Here is a 17,187-nt window from a genome sequence, read left to right as displayed (position 1 = left end):
TTCCCTGAGGTCTGCCGTTTCATCTCCGGTCGGTTTCTCCCGCCGGTCATTTCTATTGCAACGAGTTGGAACGACGATGCTCGATATCAAATGGATCCGTGAGAATCCCGAAGCGCTCGATGCCGCCCTTTCCAAGCGTGGCGCGGAGCCTCTGGCCCAAAGTCTCGTGGCCCTCGATGAAAAGCGCCGCTCCGCCGTGCAGAAGGCGCAGGACCTGCTCTCCCGCCGCAACGCCGCCTCCAAGGAGATCGGCACGGCGATGGCCCAGAAGAACGGCGAACTCGCCGAGAAGCTGAAGGCAGAGGTCGCCGAACTCAAGACCCTGCTGCCTGCGATCGAGGAAGAAGAACGGCAACTGACGGCCGAACTCAACGACGCGCTTTCTCGCATCCCGAACATCCCCTTCGACGACGTCCCGGTCGGCAAGGACGAGCACGACAATGTCGTTGCCCGCATTATTGGCGAAAAGCCGCGCTGGAACCACACGCCGAAAGAGCACTTCGAAATCGGCGAGGCACTCGGCTATATGGATTTCGAGCGCGCCGCCAAGCTCTCCGGCTCGCGCTTCACGGTTCTGACCGGGCCGCTCGCCAAGCTCGAGCGCGCGCTCGGCCAGTTCATGATCGATCTCCACACCCGCGAGCATGGCTATACTGAAGTCAGCTCGCCGCTGCTGGTCCGCGCCGAAGCGCTTTTTGGCACCGGCAACCTGCCGAAATTCGAAGAGGATCTCTTCAAAACGACGGATGGCCGCTATCTCATCCCGACGGCGGAGGTGACGCTCACCAATCTGGTGCGCGAGGAGATCCTCGACCAGGAAAAGCTGCCGCTGCGTTTCACCGCGTTGACGCCGTCCTTCCGTTCGGAAGCGGGTTCGGCCGGCCGTGACACCCGCGGCATGCTCCGTCAGCACCAGTTCTGGAAATGCGAGCTAGTCTCGATCACCGACGCCGAGAGCGCCATCGCCGAGCATGAAAGGATGACAGCCTGTGCCGAGGAGGTGCTGAAACGTCTTGGCCTGCATTTCCGCACGATGACGCTTTGCACCGGCGACATGGGCTTTGGCTCGCGCAAGACCTATGATCTCGAAGTCTGGCTGCCGGGGCAGAACACTTTCCGCGAAATTTCCTCCTGCTCGGTCTGCGGCGATTTCCAGGCCCGGCGCATGAATGCGCGCTATCGCGGCAAGGACGACAAGAACAATAAATTTGTGCACACGCTGAACGGTTCCGGCACTGCCGTCGGCCGCTGCCTGATCGCTGTCCTCGAAAATTATCTGAACGAAGACGGCTCCGTCACGATTCCGGACGTTTTGCTGCCTTATATGGGCGGATTGACCAAGATCGAACGGGCGGTCTGAGGCGATGCGCATTCTGCTGACGAATGACGATGGCATTCACGCGGAAGGCCTTGCCGCGCTGGAGAGGATTGCCCGCACACTGTCAGACGATGTCTGGATCGTGGCGCCCGAGACCGATCAGAGCGGTTTGGCCCATTCGTTGAGCCTGTCCGAGCCGTTGCGGTTGCGCAAGATTTCCGACAAACATTTCGCATTGCGCGGCACGCCGACCGATTGCGTCATCATGGGCATCCGCCAGGTGATGGACATCAAGCCCGATCTCGTTCTCTCCGGCGTCAATTCAGGTTCGAACGTTGCAGACGACGTGACCTATTCCGGCACGATCGCGGGCGCCATCGAAGGTACGATGCAGGGCGTGCGCTCCTTTGCGCTCAGCCAGGCCTATCTCTATGAGGACGGGGCGCGCATCGTGCCGTGGGAGGTCTGCGAGGCGCATGCGCCGGCCCTTCTGGAAAAGCTGATGGTGCTCGACTTGCCGGAGGGCACATTCCTCAATCTCAACTTCCCGAACTGCCGTCCCGACGAGGTCGATGGCGCGGAAGTGACCATGCAGGGCAAGCTCGCCTTCAACCTGCAAGTCGACGCCCGTTCCGATGGCCGGGGATTTCCCTATTACTGGCTGAAGTTCGGCGAGCGCGCCGGCGCCTTCGTCGAAGGCACCGATATCCACGCCTTGAAGCATAACAAGATTTCGGTAACGCCTTTGAAACTGGATCTGACCGATTATTCCGTGACGGACCGGGTGGCGCGGGCCTTGGGATACGGAGCACAAGTTTGACGGCAAGACTGGCGGAGAAGGAGGGCTTTGCGGCGCTCGTCCTCAGACTGCGGGCAGAAGGCATCTCCGATCTCGATCTGCTGACGGCGGTCGAGCAGACGCAGCGCTCGCTGTTCGTACCGCCGCAATTTTCCGACGACGCCTATTCGAGCCGGACAATACCGATCGAATGCGGCTCCTTCCTTGAAGGCATCGATTTTGTCGTCCGCATCCTCCATCATCTGAAGCTCAAGCCGGGGCAACGCGTCCTGGAAGTCGGCACTGGCAGCGGCTTCACCGCCGCCATCATGGGCCGCCTCGCCGAGCGCGTCCTGTCCATCGACCGCTACAAGACGCTGACATCAGGCGCGCAACGGCGCATGGAATCGTTGGGTCTGCGTAACGTCGTCATCCGCCATGCCGACGGCAGCGCTGGCATGCAGGGAGAGGGCACTTTCGACCGTATTCTGGTGACAGCGGCATTCAATTCCATGCCGCGCTTTTATACCGACCAGCTGGTTTCCGGTGGTTCGATGATTGCGCCGCTGATGATTTCGGAGAACGAGTGCCGCATGGTGCGGCTGACGAAAACCGGCAGCCGTTTCGAACGCGAGGAACTGTTCGAAGCCCCCTATCTGCCGATCGTTCCGCGTCTTGCTTCGCTGTTGTAGAGCGGCTTCGATAGCCAGCGCGCCCTTATCGGCAACACGTTCCAGACACTGCGATTTTTCACCCGTAAGCTATGGTTATCAACTTCTCAAAAATATCGCACTGATTCCAGCCTCTTAACCGCGTGGTAATACTAACGCGCTTTAATAGACTCACAAATGGTTGCGTTCTCAGTGGGTCGAGTCAATGCGTTTAAGTCTTTCGCCGAAGTTCGGTAAGTCGGCCGGTAATCTCCTGGTTGTTGGCCTGCTGGCGAGTGCCGCAACTGGCTGCAGTTCCGATGTGACACGGTTCGGCGGCTTGTTTTCCTCCTCAGGCCAGGATCAGATCACCACAAGTTCCATCCCGTCCAGGGGTGGTTCACAGGGGGACCCGGTGCCGAGCGCCGACCTCGGCGGCTCCGCCGTTGTCAGCCAGCCGGGTTACGGCGGCGGCAATGGTGCGCTCAATCAGCCCTATCCGGCGCGCCCGAGCTACGATCCGGTCCGCCCGTCGAGCGCACGCATTGCTTCCTCGCCGGTCTCGATACAGCGTTCCGAGCTTGCCGCTCCGACGGCTGCCGCGCCGTCCCGCCAGCGGGAAAAGGAAGTTGCTCTCGCCCAGCCTTTCCCGGCTACGGCGCAGGCTGAAAAACCACGGCTCATAGCGCCGGCTGCCCCGAAGGCGACACCCGATTCTCTGACGACCGGCACGACTCCGAAGGTTTCCGGCTGGTCCGCGACCAACGCGCCTTCCGTCACGCTTCGTCCGGGTGAAAGCGTTGCCACTTTGGCCCGGCGCTTTGGCGTTCCGGAAAAGGAAATCCTGCGGGTCAACAATCTGAAGGCTGCCTCAGCCGCCAAGCCCGGCCAGGCAATCCTGATCCCAACCTTCAACGGTGGCAATTCTGCCAAGGCGGCTTCGCAGGCGGCCGATCTTTCCAAGCCCGGCAATATGCCGGACCCGGCCAAGGCGCCGGAACAGAAGGTCGCCGTCGTCCCCGGCGCCAATTCTGCACGGGACAAAATCACGGCGAGCGCCGATCCCACCGGCAAGATTCCGGCCGGCGCCGGCAAGGACCCGAAGGCGCCTGGCGGCAGCTATGTCGTCAAGCAGGGCGATTCGCTGGCAAAGATCGCCAGGACGACCGGAACCAATATTGACGATCTCAAGGCAGCCAACAATCTCACGGCGAACTCTCTCCGTGTCGGTCAGGCCCTGAAAATCCCGAACGGCAGCTCCGATACGATCAAGACTGCCTCGATCCCTGCCGAGAAGGCTGAGCCGAAGCCGGTTGATCCGGCGCCTGCCCAACAGACCGCAGCCGTTCAGCCGGCGCCCTACAAGGCGCCGGTCGCCACCCAGACCGTTGACGAAGTGGAGAAGTCCGACGTCAGCTCCGACGCGCCTGAATCGACCGGCATCGGCAAATATCGCTGGCCGGTTCGTGGTCAGGTCATTGCCGCCTATGGCGCCAACGTCAACGGCAACCGCAATGACGGCATCGACATCTCAGTACCGCAGGGCACGCCGATCAAGGCCGCCGAAAACGGCGTCGTCATCTATGCCGGCAACGGCCTGAAGGAGCTCGGCAACACGGTTCTCGTCCGTCACGACGACGGCACCGTCACCGTCTATGGCAATGCCGATACGCTGAGCGTCGCCCGCGGCCAGAAGATACAGCGCGGTCAGACCGTCGCCGTTTCCGGCATGAGCGGCGACGTCAAGCAGCCGCAGGTCCATTTCGAGGTGCGCAAGGACGCATCGCCGGTCAACCCGATGACTTTCCTGGAATAGGTAGAGCGTACCAGGAAGCGCAAAAGCCCGGCCACCAGCCGGGCTTTTGTCATTTTTCAACCTCTCGCATCGAATCCCGTTCGGCGGAGCCTACGCCCGATCGATATGAACGCGCATGCGTCCGGCCAGATCCTGGATATATTGCCAGGCGACGCGGCCGGAGCGCGCGCCGCGCGTGGTTGCCCATTCCAGCGCCTCGGCATGCATCTTTTCGCGGTCGAGGCCGAGCGTAAAGTGATCGGCATAGCCGTCGATCATGCCGAGATAGTCTTCCTGGCTGCATTTATGAAAGCCGAGCCAAAGGCCGAAGCGGTCGGACAGCGAGACCTTTTCCTCGACCGCCTCCGATGGATTGATGGCCGTCGACTGTTCGTTTTCCATCATGTGACGCGGCAGGAGATGACGCCGATTTGACGTCGCGTAGAAGAGCACATTGTCCGGCCGTCCTTCGACGCCGCCGTCGAGTGCCGCCTTCAGCGACTTGTAGGCGGTGTCGTCGTGATCGAAGGAAAGATCGTCGCAGAAGACGATCACGCGGTAGGGCTGGTCCTTCAGGAGGTCGAGCAGGTTGGGAAGGCTGGCAATATCTTCGCGATGGACCTCGACCAGCTTCAGCGGGACGCCGCTTTCGCGCCTGACATCCTCATGCACGGCCTTAACAAGGGAGGATTTGCCCATGCCGCGCGCGCCCCATAGCAGCACATTATTGGCGGCATAACCCTCCGCGAATCGCACCGTATTTTCATGCAGGATATCGCGCACGTGGTCGACGCCGCGGATGAGCTTCAGCGCCACACGGTTCGGCTTCTTCACCGGCTGCAGATACTGACGCAACGGTGCCCAAACGAAACAGTCGGCTGCATTCCAATCGTTGACGGAAGGTGCCGGCCCCGCTAGACGCTGTACGGCATCAGCGAGCCTTTTGAGCTCGGCAAGCAGGGCGATGTTGATTTCCTCGGTCATCCCAAGCCTCCTGATTTCTCGCTGCGGCAAGCCGCTTTGATCTTTCGATGCCGCCTACCATGGCGTTTTCCCGGCGGAAAGGTTATGAGGCGGCGGAATCGGTACTCTTTCCGGCTGTTTCTGTTGCATTCATCCAAGCTGCAACTATAGTCCGGCAACCTGAAAAAGCAGGCGGAGTTCCGCCGTAGAAGCCTGAGGAGTTTAGCATGTTCATCACCCCGGCATTCGCCCAGACTGCGACCGATACCGCAACAGGATTCGGCGGTTCCGGTTTCGAAATGATCATCCTGTTCGTGCCGCTTATGGTCGTCTGGTACTTCCTGCTGATCCGGCCGCAACGGGCGCAGGCAAAGAAGCGCGAGGAAACCCTGAAGGCCATCCGCCGCGGTGATCAGATCGTGACGGGCGGTGGTCTCGTCGGCAAGGTGACCAAGGTCGTCGACGACAAGGAAGTCGAAGTCGAAATTGCTGAAGGCGTGCGCGTGCGCATCGTTCGCAGCGGCATTTCGGACGTTCGCGTCAAGGGTGAGCCTGTCAAGGCCGACGCGGCGTAACAAGCGATAACGGCGAACAGCCGGATCGGAAGATCGTCGAGAGAATGTTGCATTTTTCCCGCTGGAAAACACTTCTGATTTGGCTGGTCGCCTTTGCGGCCGTCATCATCGCTGCGCCCAATCTGCTCGGCGAGGCGCAGCGTTCCTCTCTGCCCGGATGGTTGAGAAACGACGGCGTGACGCTCGGGCTCGACCTGCAGGGCGGTTCGCACATCGTTCTGAAGGTCGAGCGCTCCGATATTGTCAAGGACCGCCTGGAAGAGGCGGTCGCGAAGGTGCGCAACGCGTTGCGGGGCGCAGGCATCCGCTATACCGGGCTGACCGGTAACGGCCAGACCGTCACTGTTCGGATCACCGATCCGGCTGAGACGCAAAAGGCGGTCGATCTGCTGAAGCCTCTGACTATGGCCGGCGAACATTCAGAGCCTGGGCTTGCGCTGCAGCAGGGCGGCGAGGGGCAGCTTTCGCTGCAGATTTCCGACGCCGGCATTGCCGCCGACGTTGCCTCCGCCCGCAGCCGCTCGCTCGATATTATCGGCCGCCGCTTGGCGCAATCAGGCTACGATCATTTCCTGCTTCGCCCCGAGGGCGACGATCGGATCGTCGTCCAGGTGCTGGGATTGGTCGATGCCGAGCGGGTGAAAAATATCCTGAACCAGCCGGCCAAGCTTTCCTTTCATCTGCTCGACGAAAGCATGTCGGGACAGGAGGCGCTGAACGGCCGCTGGCCGGCCACCTCCGAGGTGCTCTATTCGCTCGACGATCCGCCGGTTCCCTATCTCGTCGACCGCACGGCATTCGTCACCGGCAGCAACATGGTCGATGTCGAGCCCGCCATCGATCCGCAGACGCAGGAGACTTCGATTGCCTATCGCCTCGATGCGGAAGGCAAAGAGCGGCTGGCGCAGGCGACAGCGCAAAATATCGGCAAACATCTTGCCATCGTCTTTGACGACCAGGTGATGTCGGCGCCGGTCATCGATGCGGCGATCACAGACGGCGAGGGCCGGATTTCGGCAAACTTTTCAGAGGATGGCGTTCGCGATCTTGCGGTGATGCTGCGCGCCGGCGCTTTGCCGGCGACGCTGACGAGCGTCGAGGAGCGCAGCATCAGCCCGAGCTTCGGCGCCGACTCCGTCTTCTCCGGCCTGGTTGCCGGTCTCGTCGCCGTCCTGCTGGTCGCAGCACTGATGATCACGCTTTACCGTATTCTCGGCGTCATCGCCGTCGTCTCGCTCTTCTTCAACTTGATCCTTATCGTCGCGGCGCTCAGCCTTGCCGGCGCGACGCTGACTTTGCCCGGTATTGCCGGCATCGTGCTTATCGTCGGCATGGCGGTCGATTCCAACGTGTTGATCTACGAGCGGATCCGCGAAGAGGAGAAAGCCGCCCGTACGTTTGCGGAGGCGGTCAGCCGCGGTTTCTCGCGCGCATTCGCTACGATCGTCGACGCGAATGTCACGATCTTCATCGCCGCCGTCATCCTCTTCTTCCTCGGCAGCGAAACCATCCGGGGTTTCGCCGTGACGCTGGCGGTCGGTATTCTGACGACCGTCATCACGGCCTTCACTCTGACGCATTCGATCGTGGCCGTCTGGCTGAAAGCGCGCCATCCCCGGCATCTGCCGAAGAGCGTTCTCGCGCATCTTTTCGAGCACGCCAATGTGCGTTTCATGGGGATCCGCCGTTATGTCTTCACGGCGTCGGCAGTGATCTCGCTGATTGCCATGGCAGCCTTTGCCACTGTTGGTTTGCAGCTCGGCATCGATTTCACCGGTGGCTCGCTCATTGAGGTGACGGCGAAACAGGGCAATGCCGACATCGCCGATCTCAAATCGCGCCTTGATGATCTCAACCTTGGCGAGGTCAGCGTCGAGCCTACGGGCGGGTCGTCGAATGCGCGGATCCGAATCGCGTCCCAGGGCGGCGGTGAGAACGCTGAGCAATCGGCGGCGACGCTGGTGCGCGGCGAACTCGAGGCCGATTACGATTTCCGCCGCGTCGAGGTCGTCGGCCCGGCCATCTCGGGCGAATTGACGATGATGGCGACGCTCGGTGTCGTTGCTGCTCTCGCGGCGATTCTGATCTACATCTGGATCCGCTTCGAATGGCAGTTCGCTGTCGGCGCTGTCATTGCCACGCTGCACGACGTCATCATCATGCTTGGTCTCTTCGTGCTGACCGGCATCGAGTTCAACCTGACGAGCATCGCCGCCGTGCTGACCATCGTCGGTTATTCCCTGAACGACACGGTCGTCGTCTATGACCGGATGCGCGAGAATCTCGAGCGTTACAAGAAGATGCCGCTGCCGATCCTGATCGATGCCTCTATCAATCAGACATTGTCGCGCACTATGCTGACGGCGGCGACGACGCTGCTTGCGTTGCTCGCCCTCTATCTGTTCGGCGGCGACATCATCCGCTCCTTCTCCTTTGCGATGCTCTTCGGAGTGGCCCTCGGCACTTTCTCTTCGATCTATATCGCTGCTCCCGTCTTGATCGTCTTCCGGCTGCGGCCGGAACCATCCGACGGAGAAGAGAGCAATAAGACGGATGCTGGTGTAAAATCCGGCACGGTGGTTTGAAAACATGGCAAAAGGCATAGAAATCCGCGCGGCGCATTTTCCCGGACGGGCTCCAATCGACACATACGGCAATGGCGGTTTCCGTTTTGCGGACATGTCGCATCGCGGCTCGATCCTTTGCCTGCCCTCAGGCATTCACGGCTGGGACATGGACATGTCGAAGCCGCTGTCTATCGAAAATTTCCGCCGTGTGCTCGATGAGTCTGATGATATCGAGGTTCTGCTTGTCGGCACCGGAACCGAGCTTCGCCGTCTGCCCGACCAATTGAAGCAGGCGCTGAAGACGCGCGGCATCTCTTCCGATCCGATGAGCACGGGTGCCGCGGTACGTACTTTCAACATCATGCTCGCCGAGCAGCGCGCCGTCGCGGCGGCATTGATTGCGGTCTGACGATGGCTGACGCGAAAATGGCGAACAACCAGGACATCTGCCTGGCGATGCTGCGCGACAATGATCGCGACCGTTATCTCGCCTGTCTTCTGTCGCCGGAGGAGAAGCGCGGCGCCCTTGCGGCGCTTTACGCGTTCAACGCGGAGCTCGCCCGCATCCGCGACCTGGTGCATGAGCCGTTGCCTGGCGAGGTGCGCATGCAATATTGGCGCGACCTGCTGGAAGGCAGCGCGCATGGCTCGACGGCGGCAAATCCCGTCGCCGCCGCACTTCTGACAGCGATCCAAACCCATCGCCTGCCGCGCAAGACGCTGGTCGACATGATCGAGGCCCGCACCTTCGATCTCTACGACGATCCGATGGAAACGCGGCTCTCGCTCGAAGGTTATGCCGGCGAGACGGCGTCCGCGCTGATTCAGCTCGCGAGCCTCGTGCTTTCGCCGGAAGAGGCGCCGCGATCAGCGGATGCCGCCGGCCATGCCGGTGTCGCCCAGGCGATCGCCGGCCTGTTGCTGCTGATGCCACTGCATCGCCGCCGCGGCCAGCTCTATATCCCGCTACAGATCCTTTCGGCCACCGGCCTCGACCGCGACGGCTTCCTCGCCGGGCAAGACAAAGCGCGCATCTCCGCCGCCATCGAGGCTTTCGCCGGCCTTGGCCTTGAACATCTGGCAAAGGTGAGAAGGGCGGGCTCGATTGCGCCAGCCGTATTTCCGGCCTTCCTGCCCGCGACGCTGGCCGAAGCGGTGCTCCTCACGGCGCAGAGGCGAGGTGCCCTCCTGTTCGACCGGCCGCTGCAGCCGCCGCAATGGCGCCGCCAGCTCAGAATGGCGCTGGCAGCGGCCCGCCGGAAAATCTGACATCGGTCAAATTCGCGCAAGTCTCGCGCGCTACAAGGCCCTCACCACTATGCTTTGAACGGAGACTCGGCGTGGGCATTATCGTCTGGTGCGTCCTTTTCGCCATCGTCATCTTCTTCGCTTTCGTAGCCACACGCATGGCTGCGCAAAACAACGAAGACAGTCTGCACGACACGGGTCTCGCCATCATCGAGTTCGGCCGCGCCTTCCCCAACGAGGCGATCCGTCAGCTGCAGGCGACGGAAAACGGCCAAGCGATCTTCGTGCGCCTACACGACAACAAGGCGGGCCTCATGCGCAACATGGCGCGCCATTTCTCCTGCCATTTGATCGAGCCCGGCCGTGTGCGTGTGGTAAGCTCGGAAACGGGCAGGGGGTTGACGATCGATTTCCTCGATGCGCCCAGCCATAACGGCAAATTCGAGTTCGCTTCACCGAAGGAGGCTTCCGAAGTTGCGCTCTGGCTGCTCGGCAACTACGTCGCCGAGCCGGATAAGGAGCTGCCATCCGGTAATACTTCGGCGGCCAACAAGCAGTAGAGCAGCTCAGGCGCTTTCGGCAAACGTCGGGGTCTGACCGAGCCACGCGGCGCAGTCCGCAAGCGCGCGACGTGCGATCAGCTGCCGTTTCATGATTGTTTTGTCCTTGCCGCGAAACCGCTTGACGCCCTCGGGCTTGACGATCGAGCCGGGCTCAAGCTCCGGAAACAATCCGAAATTGATGTTCATCGGTTGGAACGACCGCTTGCCCGGCTCCTCGTCGGTGACGATGTGCCCGCCGGTGATATGACCGAGCAGCGAACCAAGTGCTGTCGTTGCCGGCGGCAGCGAGATCGCCTCGCCCTTGCGTTCGGCGGCGGCAAAACGCCCGGCCATCAGACCAACGCTGGCGCTTTCCACATAACCCTCACAGCCGGTAATCTGGCCGGCGAAGCGCAGGCCGGGCCGCGATTTCAGCGCCAGCGACGGACCAAGCAATGTCGGAGAGTTGATATAGGTGTTGCGGTGCAGGCCGCCGAGACGGGCAAATTCCGCATTTTCCAGGCCTGGAATCATCCGGAAGATTTCCGCCTGCGCGCCGTATTTCAGTTTCGTCTGGAAACCCACCATGTTGTAGAGCGTACCGAGCGCATTGTCCTGGCGCAGTTGCACGACGGCATAGGCCTTGACGGTCGGGTTGTGCGCGTTCGTCAGTCCCATCGGCTTCATCGGACCGTGGCGTAGCGTCTCGCGGCCGCGCTCGGCCATCACCTCGATCGGCAGGCAGCCGTCGAAATAAGGCGTGCCTTCCCATTCCTTGAAGCCGACCGTGTCGCCTGATATCAGCGCATCGACGAAGGCATTATATTGCGCCTCGTCCATCGGGCAGTTGATGTAATCCTTGCCGGTGCCGCCGGGGCCGACCTTGTCGTAGCGCGACTGGTACCAGCAGATATCCATGTCGATGCTCTCTCGGTAGACGATCGGCGCGATGGCGTCGAAGAAAGCGAGCGAATCCTCGCCCGTCTCCGCCTGGATGGCTCTGGCAAGCGACGGCGCCGTCAGCGGTCCGGTGGCGACGATGGCGAGATCCCAGTCGCTCGGCGGCAGGCCGGTGATCTCTTCACGCACGACGGTGATGAGCGGGTGGTCGTGGATCGCGCGGGTCACGGCATCCGAGAAGCCGTCGCGATCAACGGCGAGGGCGCCGCCGGCGGGCACCTGGTGCCGGTCGGCAGCGGCCATGATCAGCGAGCCCGCCATACGCATTTCCGCGTGGATGACGCCGACGGCATTGCTGGTGGCATCGTCGGAACGGAAGGAATTGGAGCAGACGAGTTCGGCGAGACCGTCGGTCTTGTGCGCATCCGTGCCGCGCACGCCGCGCATTTCATGCAGAATGACGGGAACGCCAGCGCTGGCGATCTGCCAGGCGGCTTCCGAACCGGCAAGCCCGCCGCCGACAACGTGGATAGGGGAGTAGGAGGAGATCGTGTTCATTCCGGGCTGATATCATGCCGGCAGGTGTGATCCAACACCCCGGAGTCAAAAACGGCGCCCTGATGGCGCCGTCTTGATGCATCGTCTATCAGATCGTAATTAGCGGAACGAGCGGGATGCGATATTGCGGATGTCGTAGCGGCTGACGCCGATATCGGACAGGGTCTGGTTGGACAGGCTGCCGAGTTCGTTGAGCGTGCGGCGGTAGCTGAGCCAGCTTTTTGCAATGCGGATCGGGTTCATTGTCTTCTTCCTCGAACAAATGTCCGCGGGACGGCGGGATCGCCTGTCTCTCTGCGGTTGATGTTTATATAGGAGATATCAGTCCCATTGTGCAGTGCAAATAAGAGGCGTCTGCCATGCAAATGTGCAATATGATGCTTGCAAATTGAGCGGTGAATATTTTTTGAGCGGGCAAAGGGTATTTGAAGACTGCAGCCATAGCGACAGTCTATTGCGTAAAAAGAAAACGCCCGCTGTGATGCAGCGGGCGTTTCAATCATAGACGGATCTGCTTGGGAGGAAGCAGAGACGACTGAATTAACGGGAAGAAGCTTCGCGAGCAACGCGATGAATGTCCGAACGGTCGATGCCGAGGTCATGCAATTCGCGGTTGGTCATACGGCCGAGTTCCGTAACGGTCTGACGATACTTGCGCCAGTTATTGAAAGAGCGAGTGATGTTCATGTTAAGCCCCTTTCCGAGGGTTTGATCCGCCAGCAGCCACCGATCGGCGCTGACCTCTATTTGATGAGCGGAATATATGTTGCACCGCGAAGAACGAAAACAGCCAAGTTTTCAAGTCACCTATGCGACGCATGCAATGCTTTACACAATCTTACCGCACTCTGGTCAACGAATAGGCAAAGTCGTTTGCGGAGAATACTGGCTTCACAGCCGGGACTCGTGGCGCGATGGGGGAAAAGCGGGCTCTCTGGCGGATCGACTCGACCGAGGTCCGCGCCGAATGGCCAGATTGTCTTATTCTAGCGGCTGGCGAAGCGATCATCACGTGGCGGTGCCACGGTTGGATGCGCCGGAGATTTCGGGTGTCTTCGCTGGGCCAGCGGTGCCGCCGCCCTAGGAGGCGAGCAATAAGTATCTGAATCTATGTACGATATGTTGGCGAATAACACGCCCGCCGGGGGAGGATCCGGCGGGCGCATAATATTGACTGGCAACTGGGAGGAGGAGTGTTGCCAGTCTATCGCAGCGCGCTTGGGAGGAGGAGTGCGCAGCTGCGAATCTCGTCACGAACAAAAGCATCCGTGGGCGTCCGGAAAACCGGGCCGGGGCGCCATCCCCGTGCTTCGATAGATCGGTAAATAGTATGACTAATCGATTTTTTGCAGTGCAATAAATACATGAGAGGTATGCGAAAAATGCATGCGTCCCCCTTTGTATGCTCATATTAGCGCTTCTGACGTTAGCGGTCGGTTAACGACTGCCCCAAAATAGACCAATGAGGAATTTGCATATTTGTCGCTAATCCGGCGTTTGCGAAGCTGCCGGCTGCGTCTATAACGGCAGAAGCCGTAGCGCCGGAGCGAGCGTTGCGGAACGAGGGGTGCAAGCATGTATCGCGGCAGATTGGAGCGGGATCTCTCGCTCTGGGTGAGCAAGGGCCTGCTGGGAGAGGAAACGGCCGGCGCGCTTCTCGCCGAATATGACAGCCGTCCGGCAAGCTTTAGCCTTGGCCGGGTGTTGATGGCGCTGGCGGCGGTGCTGCTTGCCGCTGCCGTGCTATTGGTCGTCGCGTCCAACTGGGAGGCCATTCCGCGCCTCGTCCGCGTCGGCGCCATCCTCGCCCTGATCTGGGCCGTGCACATTGCCGCCGCGCTGATGTTCGGTCGTGGCGCGATAGCCGCGGCGACCGGCTTGCTCATCATCGGCGCGATGAGCTTCGGCGGCGCCATCTCGCTCGTCGGTCAGATGTATCACCTCTCCGGCGACGAGCAGACGGTGATGTATCTCTGGTTTGCGATCGCGACGATCTCGGCGATCCTGTTCCGTTCGGGCGCGGTCGTGGTCGTCGCAGGCTTCCTCTCCTGGGCATCCTTTGCGGTTTATCTCGAGAATAACGACACGCATTGGATCGGGCTTGATCCCTGGATGGCGCCGCTCATGGCCGTCATCCTCATCGCGCTGGTGCGTTATACCGGCGCCGAGCGCGCCCGGCATCTCGCCTACTTGCTGCTGGTCGGCTGGCTCTCCTGGCTCTACACGCTTTATGAGGAGATCGCCGTGGCGCTCGCCTTCGCAATCGGCGGCATGGCGGCCTTCGCGCTGACGGCTTTGCCGCCCCCCCGTATCGCTTCCCTGATCAGAAGTGCCGGCGCAGCGCCGGCTTTCTACAGCTTCCTCGTCGCCGTAATCGGCTTGCTGCTGCTGCATATAGAGATCGAGCAAGGCTGGCGGCTGGTGGTGCTCGGCGTGGCGACGCTCGCCGCTGCCGTGCTGGCGATCGCTCTGCATGGCAGGGATAACGGCGCGGTGCGTTATCTCGCCTATACGACCTTTGCCGTGGAGATGCTCTATCTCGCCTCCGTCACCGTCGGCTCGATCCTCGGCACGTCGAGTCTCTTCCTGTTCTCCGGTCTCGTGGTGGCGCTCGTCGCCTGGATCGTCATCCGTATCGAGCGGCGCTTTTCGCGGGAGGCGCGCGCATGAGCTCGTTGATGGCGAGGCTGCAATCCGGCAAGGGATATCTGATATCGGCCATCATCGTCGCCGGCTTGCAGACGGTGATCCTCGGCACGATGATCCAGAGCCGTGCATCGATCCTCAGCAGCGGCGCTGAGGTCCTGCTAAAGACCGCCCCAGTCGACCCACGAGATTTCCTGCGCGGTGATTATGTCGTGTTGAATTACGACATTTCCGCCGTGCCGGTGCAGACGGTCGCCGGCGGCATTCCCACTGAACCCGGCGAACACACCCTGTGGGTACGATTGAAGAGGCAGGCGGACGGTTTCTGGACGGTGAGCGAATCGTCTTTCCAGGCGCTGCCGCCGCAGCCGGAGACGGTGATCCTGCGTAGCCAGCCATTCTATAGTGGCGGATTGGCTGCGGGCGACAGCGTCCGCGTCGAATACGGTATAGAGCGCTATTACGTCCCCGAAGGTCAGGGTAAACCACTGGAGGAGGCGCGCAATGATGGCAACGTCGCCATAGCGGTGCGCGTTTCAGCGGACGGAAGCGCGCAGATCCGCAGCCTGCTCGTCGATGGCAAGCCGGTTTACGACGAGCCGCTTTACTGATCCCGCAAGCCTTCGGGGCAGGGGCGCTTTTAAGGCGCAAATCCCCTGTCATTTGCCCTTCATTTTTCCTTTGCCTCGACCAAATCGGGTGATATAGAGACGCCGCGCTCCGGAAGGCCTCATGCGCAGGCATAGGCATGCGGTTCTGTGGACGCGGGTATGGTGAAATTGGTAGACACGCCAGATTTAGGTTCTGGTGCCGCAAGGCGTGGGAGTTCAAGTCTCTCTACCCGCACCAGGCTGTTTGCAGGGGGAGGCCAAGAACTTGGTTGTCCCCGAATGACCGAAGGTTGTTCCGAATACTCGGAAGTGAGTGCCGTTCCCCTTTTGGCGGAATGATACAGGAATTGGGAAAAGCCACGCGCGGCACGCAGCCGGCGTCGTGCTCATCGAAACGAACGGCGTCTGGGCACGGCCGCCACGACATGAAGGTAGGAAGACATGCAGGTTATCGAAACGCTCGCTGAAGGGCTGAAGCGCGAAATCAAGGTCGTTATCCCGGCCAAGGACATGGAAGACAAGATGAATGAGCGTCTTGCCGATGTGAAGGACAAGATCCGCATCAACGGCTTCCGTCCGGGCAAGGTTCCCGCAGCTCACCTGAAGAAGGTCTATGGCAAGTCGATCATGGCCGAGCTCGTCAACGAGATCGTCCGCGAACAGCCGACCGCCATCCTGTCCAGCCGCGGCGAAAAGTCGGCCACGCAGCCGGAAATCGCCATGACGGAGGACAAGGACGAAGCCGACAAGATCCTCTCCGCCCAGCAGGATTTCGAATTCACGCTTTCCTACGAAGTGCTGCCGCCGATCGAGCTGAAGTCGGTCAAGGGCATCAAGGTCACGCGCGAAGTCATCGACATCTCGGATGACGAAGTCAACGAGCAGGTCCTGAAGGTTGCCGAAAGCGCCCGTTCCTACGAGAGCAAGACCGGCAAGGCCGCCAACGGCGACCGCATCACCATGGATTACGTCGGCAAGGTCGACGGCGAAGCCTTCGAAGGCGGCACCGATCAGGGCGCCGAACTGGTAATCGGTTCTGGCCGCTTCATCCCGGGCTTCGAAGACCAGCTCGTTGGCGTCAAGGCCGGCGAAGAGAAGACCATCACCGTAACGTTCCCGGCCGACTATCCGGCCAAGAACCTCGCCGGCAAGGAAGCGACCTTCGACGTCACGGTCAAGGAGGTTGCAGCGCCTGGCAAGGTCGAGATCAACGACGAACTGGCCTCCAAGCTCGGCATCGAATCCGCCGATCGCCTGAAGGAGATCGTCCGCGGTCAGATCGAATCGCAGTACGGTTCGCTGACCCGTCAGAAGCTGAAGCGTCAGATCCTCGACCAGCTCGACGAGATGTACAAGTTCGACACTCCGTCTTCGCTCGTCGACGCCGAATACAACGGCATCTGGAGCCAGGTGAACAACGACCTCGCTCAGTCCGGCAAGACCTTCGAGGACGAAGACACGACCGAAGAGAAGGCGCGTGAGGAATACAAGACGCTTGCCGAGCGTCGCGTTCGCCTCGGCCTCGTGCTCTCCGAGATCGGCGAAAAGGCCGGCGTCGAAGTGACCGAAGACGAGATGCAGCGCGCCATTTACGATCAGCTGCGCCAGTATCCCGGCCAGGAAAAGCAGATCCTCGAATTCTTCCGCAGCCAGCCGGGCGCCGCCGCTTCGATCCGCGCGCCGATCTTCGAAGAGAAGGTCATCGATCATCTGCTGACCGAGATCGACGTCACCGACAAGAAGGTGACGAAGGAAGAGCTGCTGGCCGAGGAAGAAGGCGAAGCCAAAGCTGAAACCAAGAAGGCCGCGCCGAAGAAAAAGGCTGCCGCCAAGGCTGAAGCTGCCGACGCCGGCGAAGGCGAGGAGGCTGCTCCCAAGAAGAAGGCCGCTCCGAAAAAGAAGGCTTCCGAGGACAGCGCCGAGTAAATCGCTCGCCCGTTCTGAAGTTTGGAAGGCCCTGCCGTCGCGTGGGGCCTTTTCTTTTTTGGGATCATCCGCCCACAGTTCGTTTGTCAACCTCGTCTTCGCATCCTCAG

General features: G+C 60.9%; 16 protein-coding genes and 1 tRNA gene. 13 read left to right on the top strand and 4 right to left on the bottom strand.

The annotated features are described in order from the left end of the window. The first annotated feature begins 76 nt into the window (after positions 1-76). The 4 genes from serS (at position 77) to GA0061105_RS03800 (ending at position 4,562) form a co-directional block, all read left to right on the top strand. Positions 77-1,360 (top strand): serine--tRNA ligase, encoded by a 1,284-nt coding sequence (gene serS / locus GA0061105_RS03815; RefSeq protein ID WP_092748076.1) that lies wholly within the window; start codon positions 77-79, stop codon positions 1,358-1,360. Between the two features lie 4 nt (positions 1,361-1,364). Continuing rightward, entirely contained in the window at positions 1,365-2,138 is a 774-nt protein-coding gene (gene surE / locus GA0061105_RS03810; protein ID WP_092748074.1) for a 5'/3'-nucleotidase SurE, read from the top strand. Next, positions 2,135-2,788: a protein-L-isoaspartate(D-aspartate) O-methyltransferase gene (locus GA0061105_RS03805; protein ID WP_064696009.1), complete on the top strand. Its 654-nt coding sequence runs from the start codon at positions 2,135-2,137 to the stop codon at positions 2,786-2,788. The genes surE and GA0061105_RS03805 overlap by 4 nt, the downstream gene beginning before the upstream one ends. Positions 2,789-2,972: 184 nt before the next feature. Then, complete coding sequence (locus GA0061105_RS03800; RefSeq protein WP_092748072.1) at positions 2,973-4,562, top strand: peptidoglycan DD-metalloendopeptidase family protein; 1,590 nt, start codon at positions 2,973-2,975, stop codon at positions 4,560-4,562. A gap of 90 nt (positions 4,563-4,652) precedes the next feature. Here the strand turns inward: GA0061105_RS03800 and GA0061105_RS03795 are convergent, their stop codons facing one another. Then, positions 4,653-5,525, bottom strand: coding sequence for an ATP-binding protein (locus GA0061105_RS03795; protein ID WP_092748070.1), 873 nt, complete (start codon positions 5,523-5,525; stop codon positions 4,653-4,655). A 206-nt stretch (positions 5,526-5,731) separates the two neighbouring features. Here GA0061105_RS03795 and yajC point away from each other — a divergent pair, with 206 nt between their 5' ends. The 5 genes from yajC to GA0061105_RS03770 all read left to right on the top strand — a co-directional run bounded on the left by yajC (position 5,732) and on the right by GA0061105_RS03770 (position 10,454). Then, complete coding sequence (yajC, locus tag GA0061105_RS03790) at positions 5,732-6,079, top strand: preprotein translocase subunit YajC (RefSeq protein WP_064696006.1); 348 nt, start codon at positions 5,732-5,734, stop codon at positions 6,077-6,079. 44 nt (positions 6,080-6,123) lie between these two features. After that, a complete protein-coding gene (secDF, locus tag GA0061105_RS03785; protein ID WP_092748068.1) occupies positions 6,124-8,664 on the top strand; it encodes a protein translocase subunit SecDF in 2,541 nt (846 codons plus the stop codon). A 4-nt stretch (positions 8,665-8,668) separates the two neighbouring features. After that, on the top strand, positions 8,669-9,055 hold the full coding sequence (locus tag GA0061105_RS03780) for an Mth938-like domain-containing protein (RefSeq protein ID WP_092748066.1): 387 nt from the start codon (positions 8,669-8,671) through the stop codon (positions 9,053-9,055). A gap of 2 nt (positions 9,056-9,057) precedes the next feature. After that, on the top strand, positions 9,058-9,915 hold the full coding sequence (locus tag GA0061105_RS03775) for a phytoene/squalene synthase family protein (protein WP_064696003.1): 858 nt from the start codon (positions 9,058-9,060) through the stop codon (positions 9,913-9,915). A gap of 71 nt (positions 9,916-9,986) precedes the next feature. After that, on the top strand, positions 9,987-10,454 hold the full coding sequence (locus GA0061105_RS03770; protein WP_064696002.1) for a hypothetical protein: 468 nt from the start codon (positions 9,987-9,989) through the stop codon (positions 10,452-10,454). 6 nt (positions 10,455-10,460) lie between these two features. On the opposite strand, the gene trmFO is transcribed toward GA0061105_RS03770, so the two are convergent. From trmFO to GA0061105_RS03755, 3 genes are all read right to left on the bottom strand, one after another. Beyond that, positions 10,461-11,894 carry a methylenetetrahydrofolate--tRNA-(uracil(54)-C(5))-methyltransferase (FADH(2)-oxidizing) TrmFO gene (gene trmFO / locus GA0061105_RS03765; RefSeq protein ID WP_064696001.1) on the bottom strand — a complete coding sequence of 478 codons (1,434 nt, stop codon included), beginning with the start codon at positions 11,892-11,894 and terminating at the stop codon, positions 10,461-10,463. A 99-nt stretch (positions 11,895-11,993) separates the two neighbouring features. Beyond that, positions 11,994-12,137: a DUF1127 domain-containing protein gene (locus GA0061105_RS03760; RefSeq protein ID WP_004678841.1), complete on the bottom strand. Its 144-nt coding sequence runs from the start codon at positions 12,135-12,137 to the stop codon at positions 11,994-11,996. A 297-nt stretch (positions 12,138-12,434) separates the two neighbouring features. Further along, the gene (locus tag GA0061105_RS03755) at positions 12,435-12,581 is read right to left on the bottom strand and encodes a DUF1127 domain-containing protein (RefSeq protein ID WP_004678838.1); all 147 of its coding nucleotides are present in this window, start codon (positions 12,579-12,581) and stop codon (positions 12,435-12,437) included. Positions 12,582-13,469: 888 nt separating this feature from the next. Between GA0061105_RS03755 and GA0061105_RS03750 the strand changes: the two genes are divergently transcribed. The 4 genes from GA0061105_RS03750 to tig all read left to right on the top strand — a co-directional run bounded on the left by GA0061105_RS03750 (position 13,470) and on the right by tig (position 17,077). Then, positions 13,470-14,564, top strand: a complete 1,095-nt coding sequence (locus GA0061105_RS03750; protein WP_092748064.1) for a DUF2157 domain-containing protein — start codon at positions 13,470-13,472, stop codon at positions 14,562-14,564. Next, on the top strand, positions 14,561-15,151 hold the full coding sequence (locus GA0061105_RS03745) for a GDYXXLXY domain-containing protein (protein WP_092748062.1): 591 nt from the start codon (positions 14,561-14,563) through the stop codon (positions 15,149-15,151). Before GA0061105_RS03750 ends, GA0061105_RS03745 begins: the two co-directional genes overlap by 4 nt. 153 nt (positions 15,152-15,304) lie before the next feature. After that, positions 15,305-15,389: transfer RNA gene (locus tag GA0061105_RS03740), tRNA-Leu, on the top strand. Positions 15,390-15,592: 203 nt separating this feature from the next. Then, complete coding sequence (gene tig, locus GA0061105_RS03735; protein WP_092748060.1) at positions 15,593-17,077, top strand: trigger factor; 1,485 nt, start codon at positions 15,593-15,595, stop codon at positions 17,075-17,077. Positions 17,078-17,187: the final 110 nt, after the last annotated feature.

The sequence above is a fragment of the Rhizobium aethiopicum genome, from assembly GCF_900094625.1.
Taxonomy (GTDB): Bacteria; Pseudomonadota; Alphaproteobacteria; order Rhizobiales; family Rhizobiaceae; genus Rhizobium; species Rhizobium aethiopicum.
The sequence above is the reverse complement of the archived record's forward strand: the minus strand, read 5'-3'. Positions and strand labels throughout refer to the sequence as shown.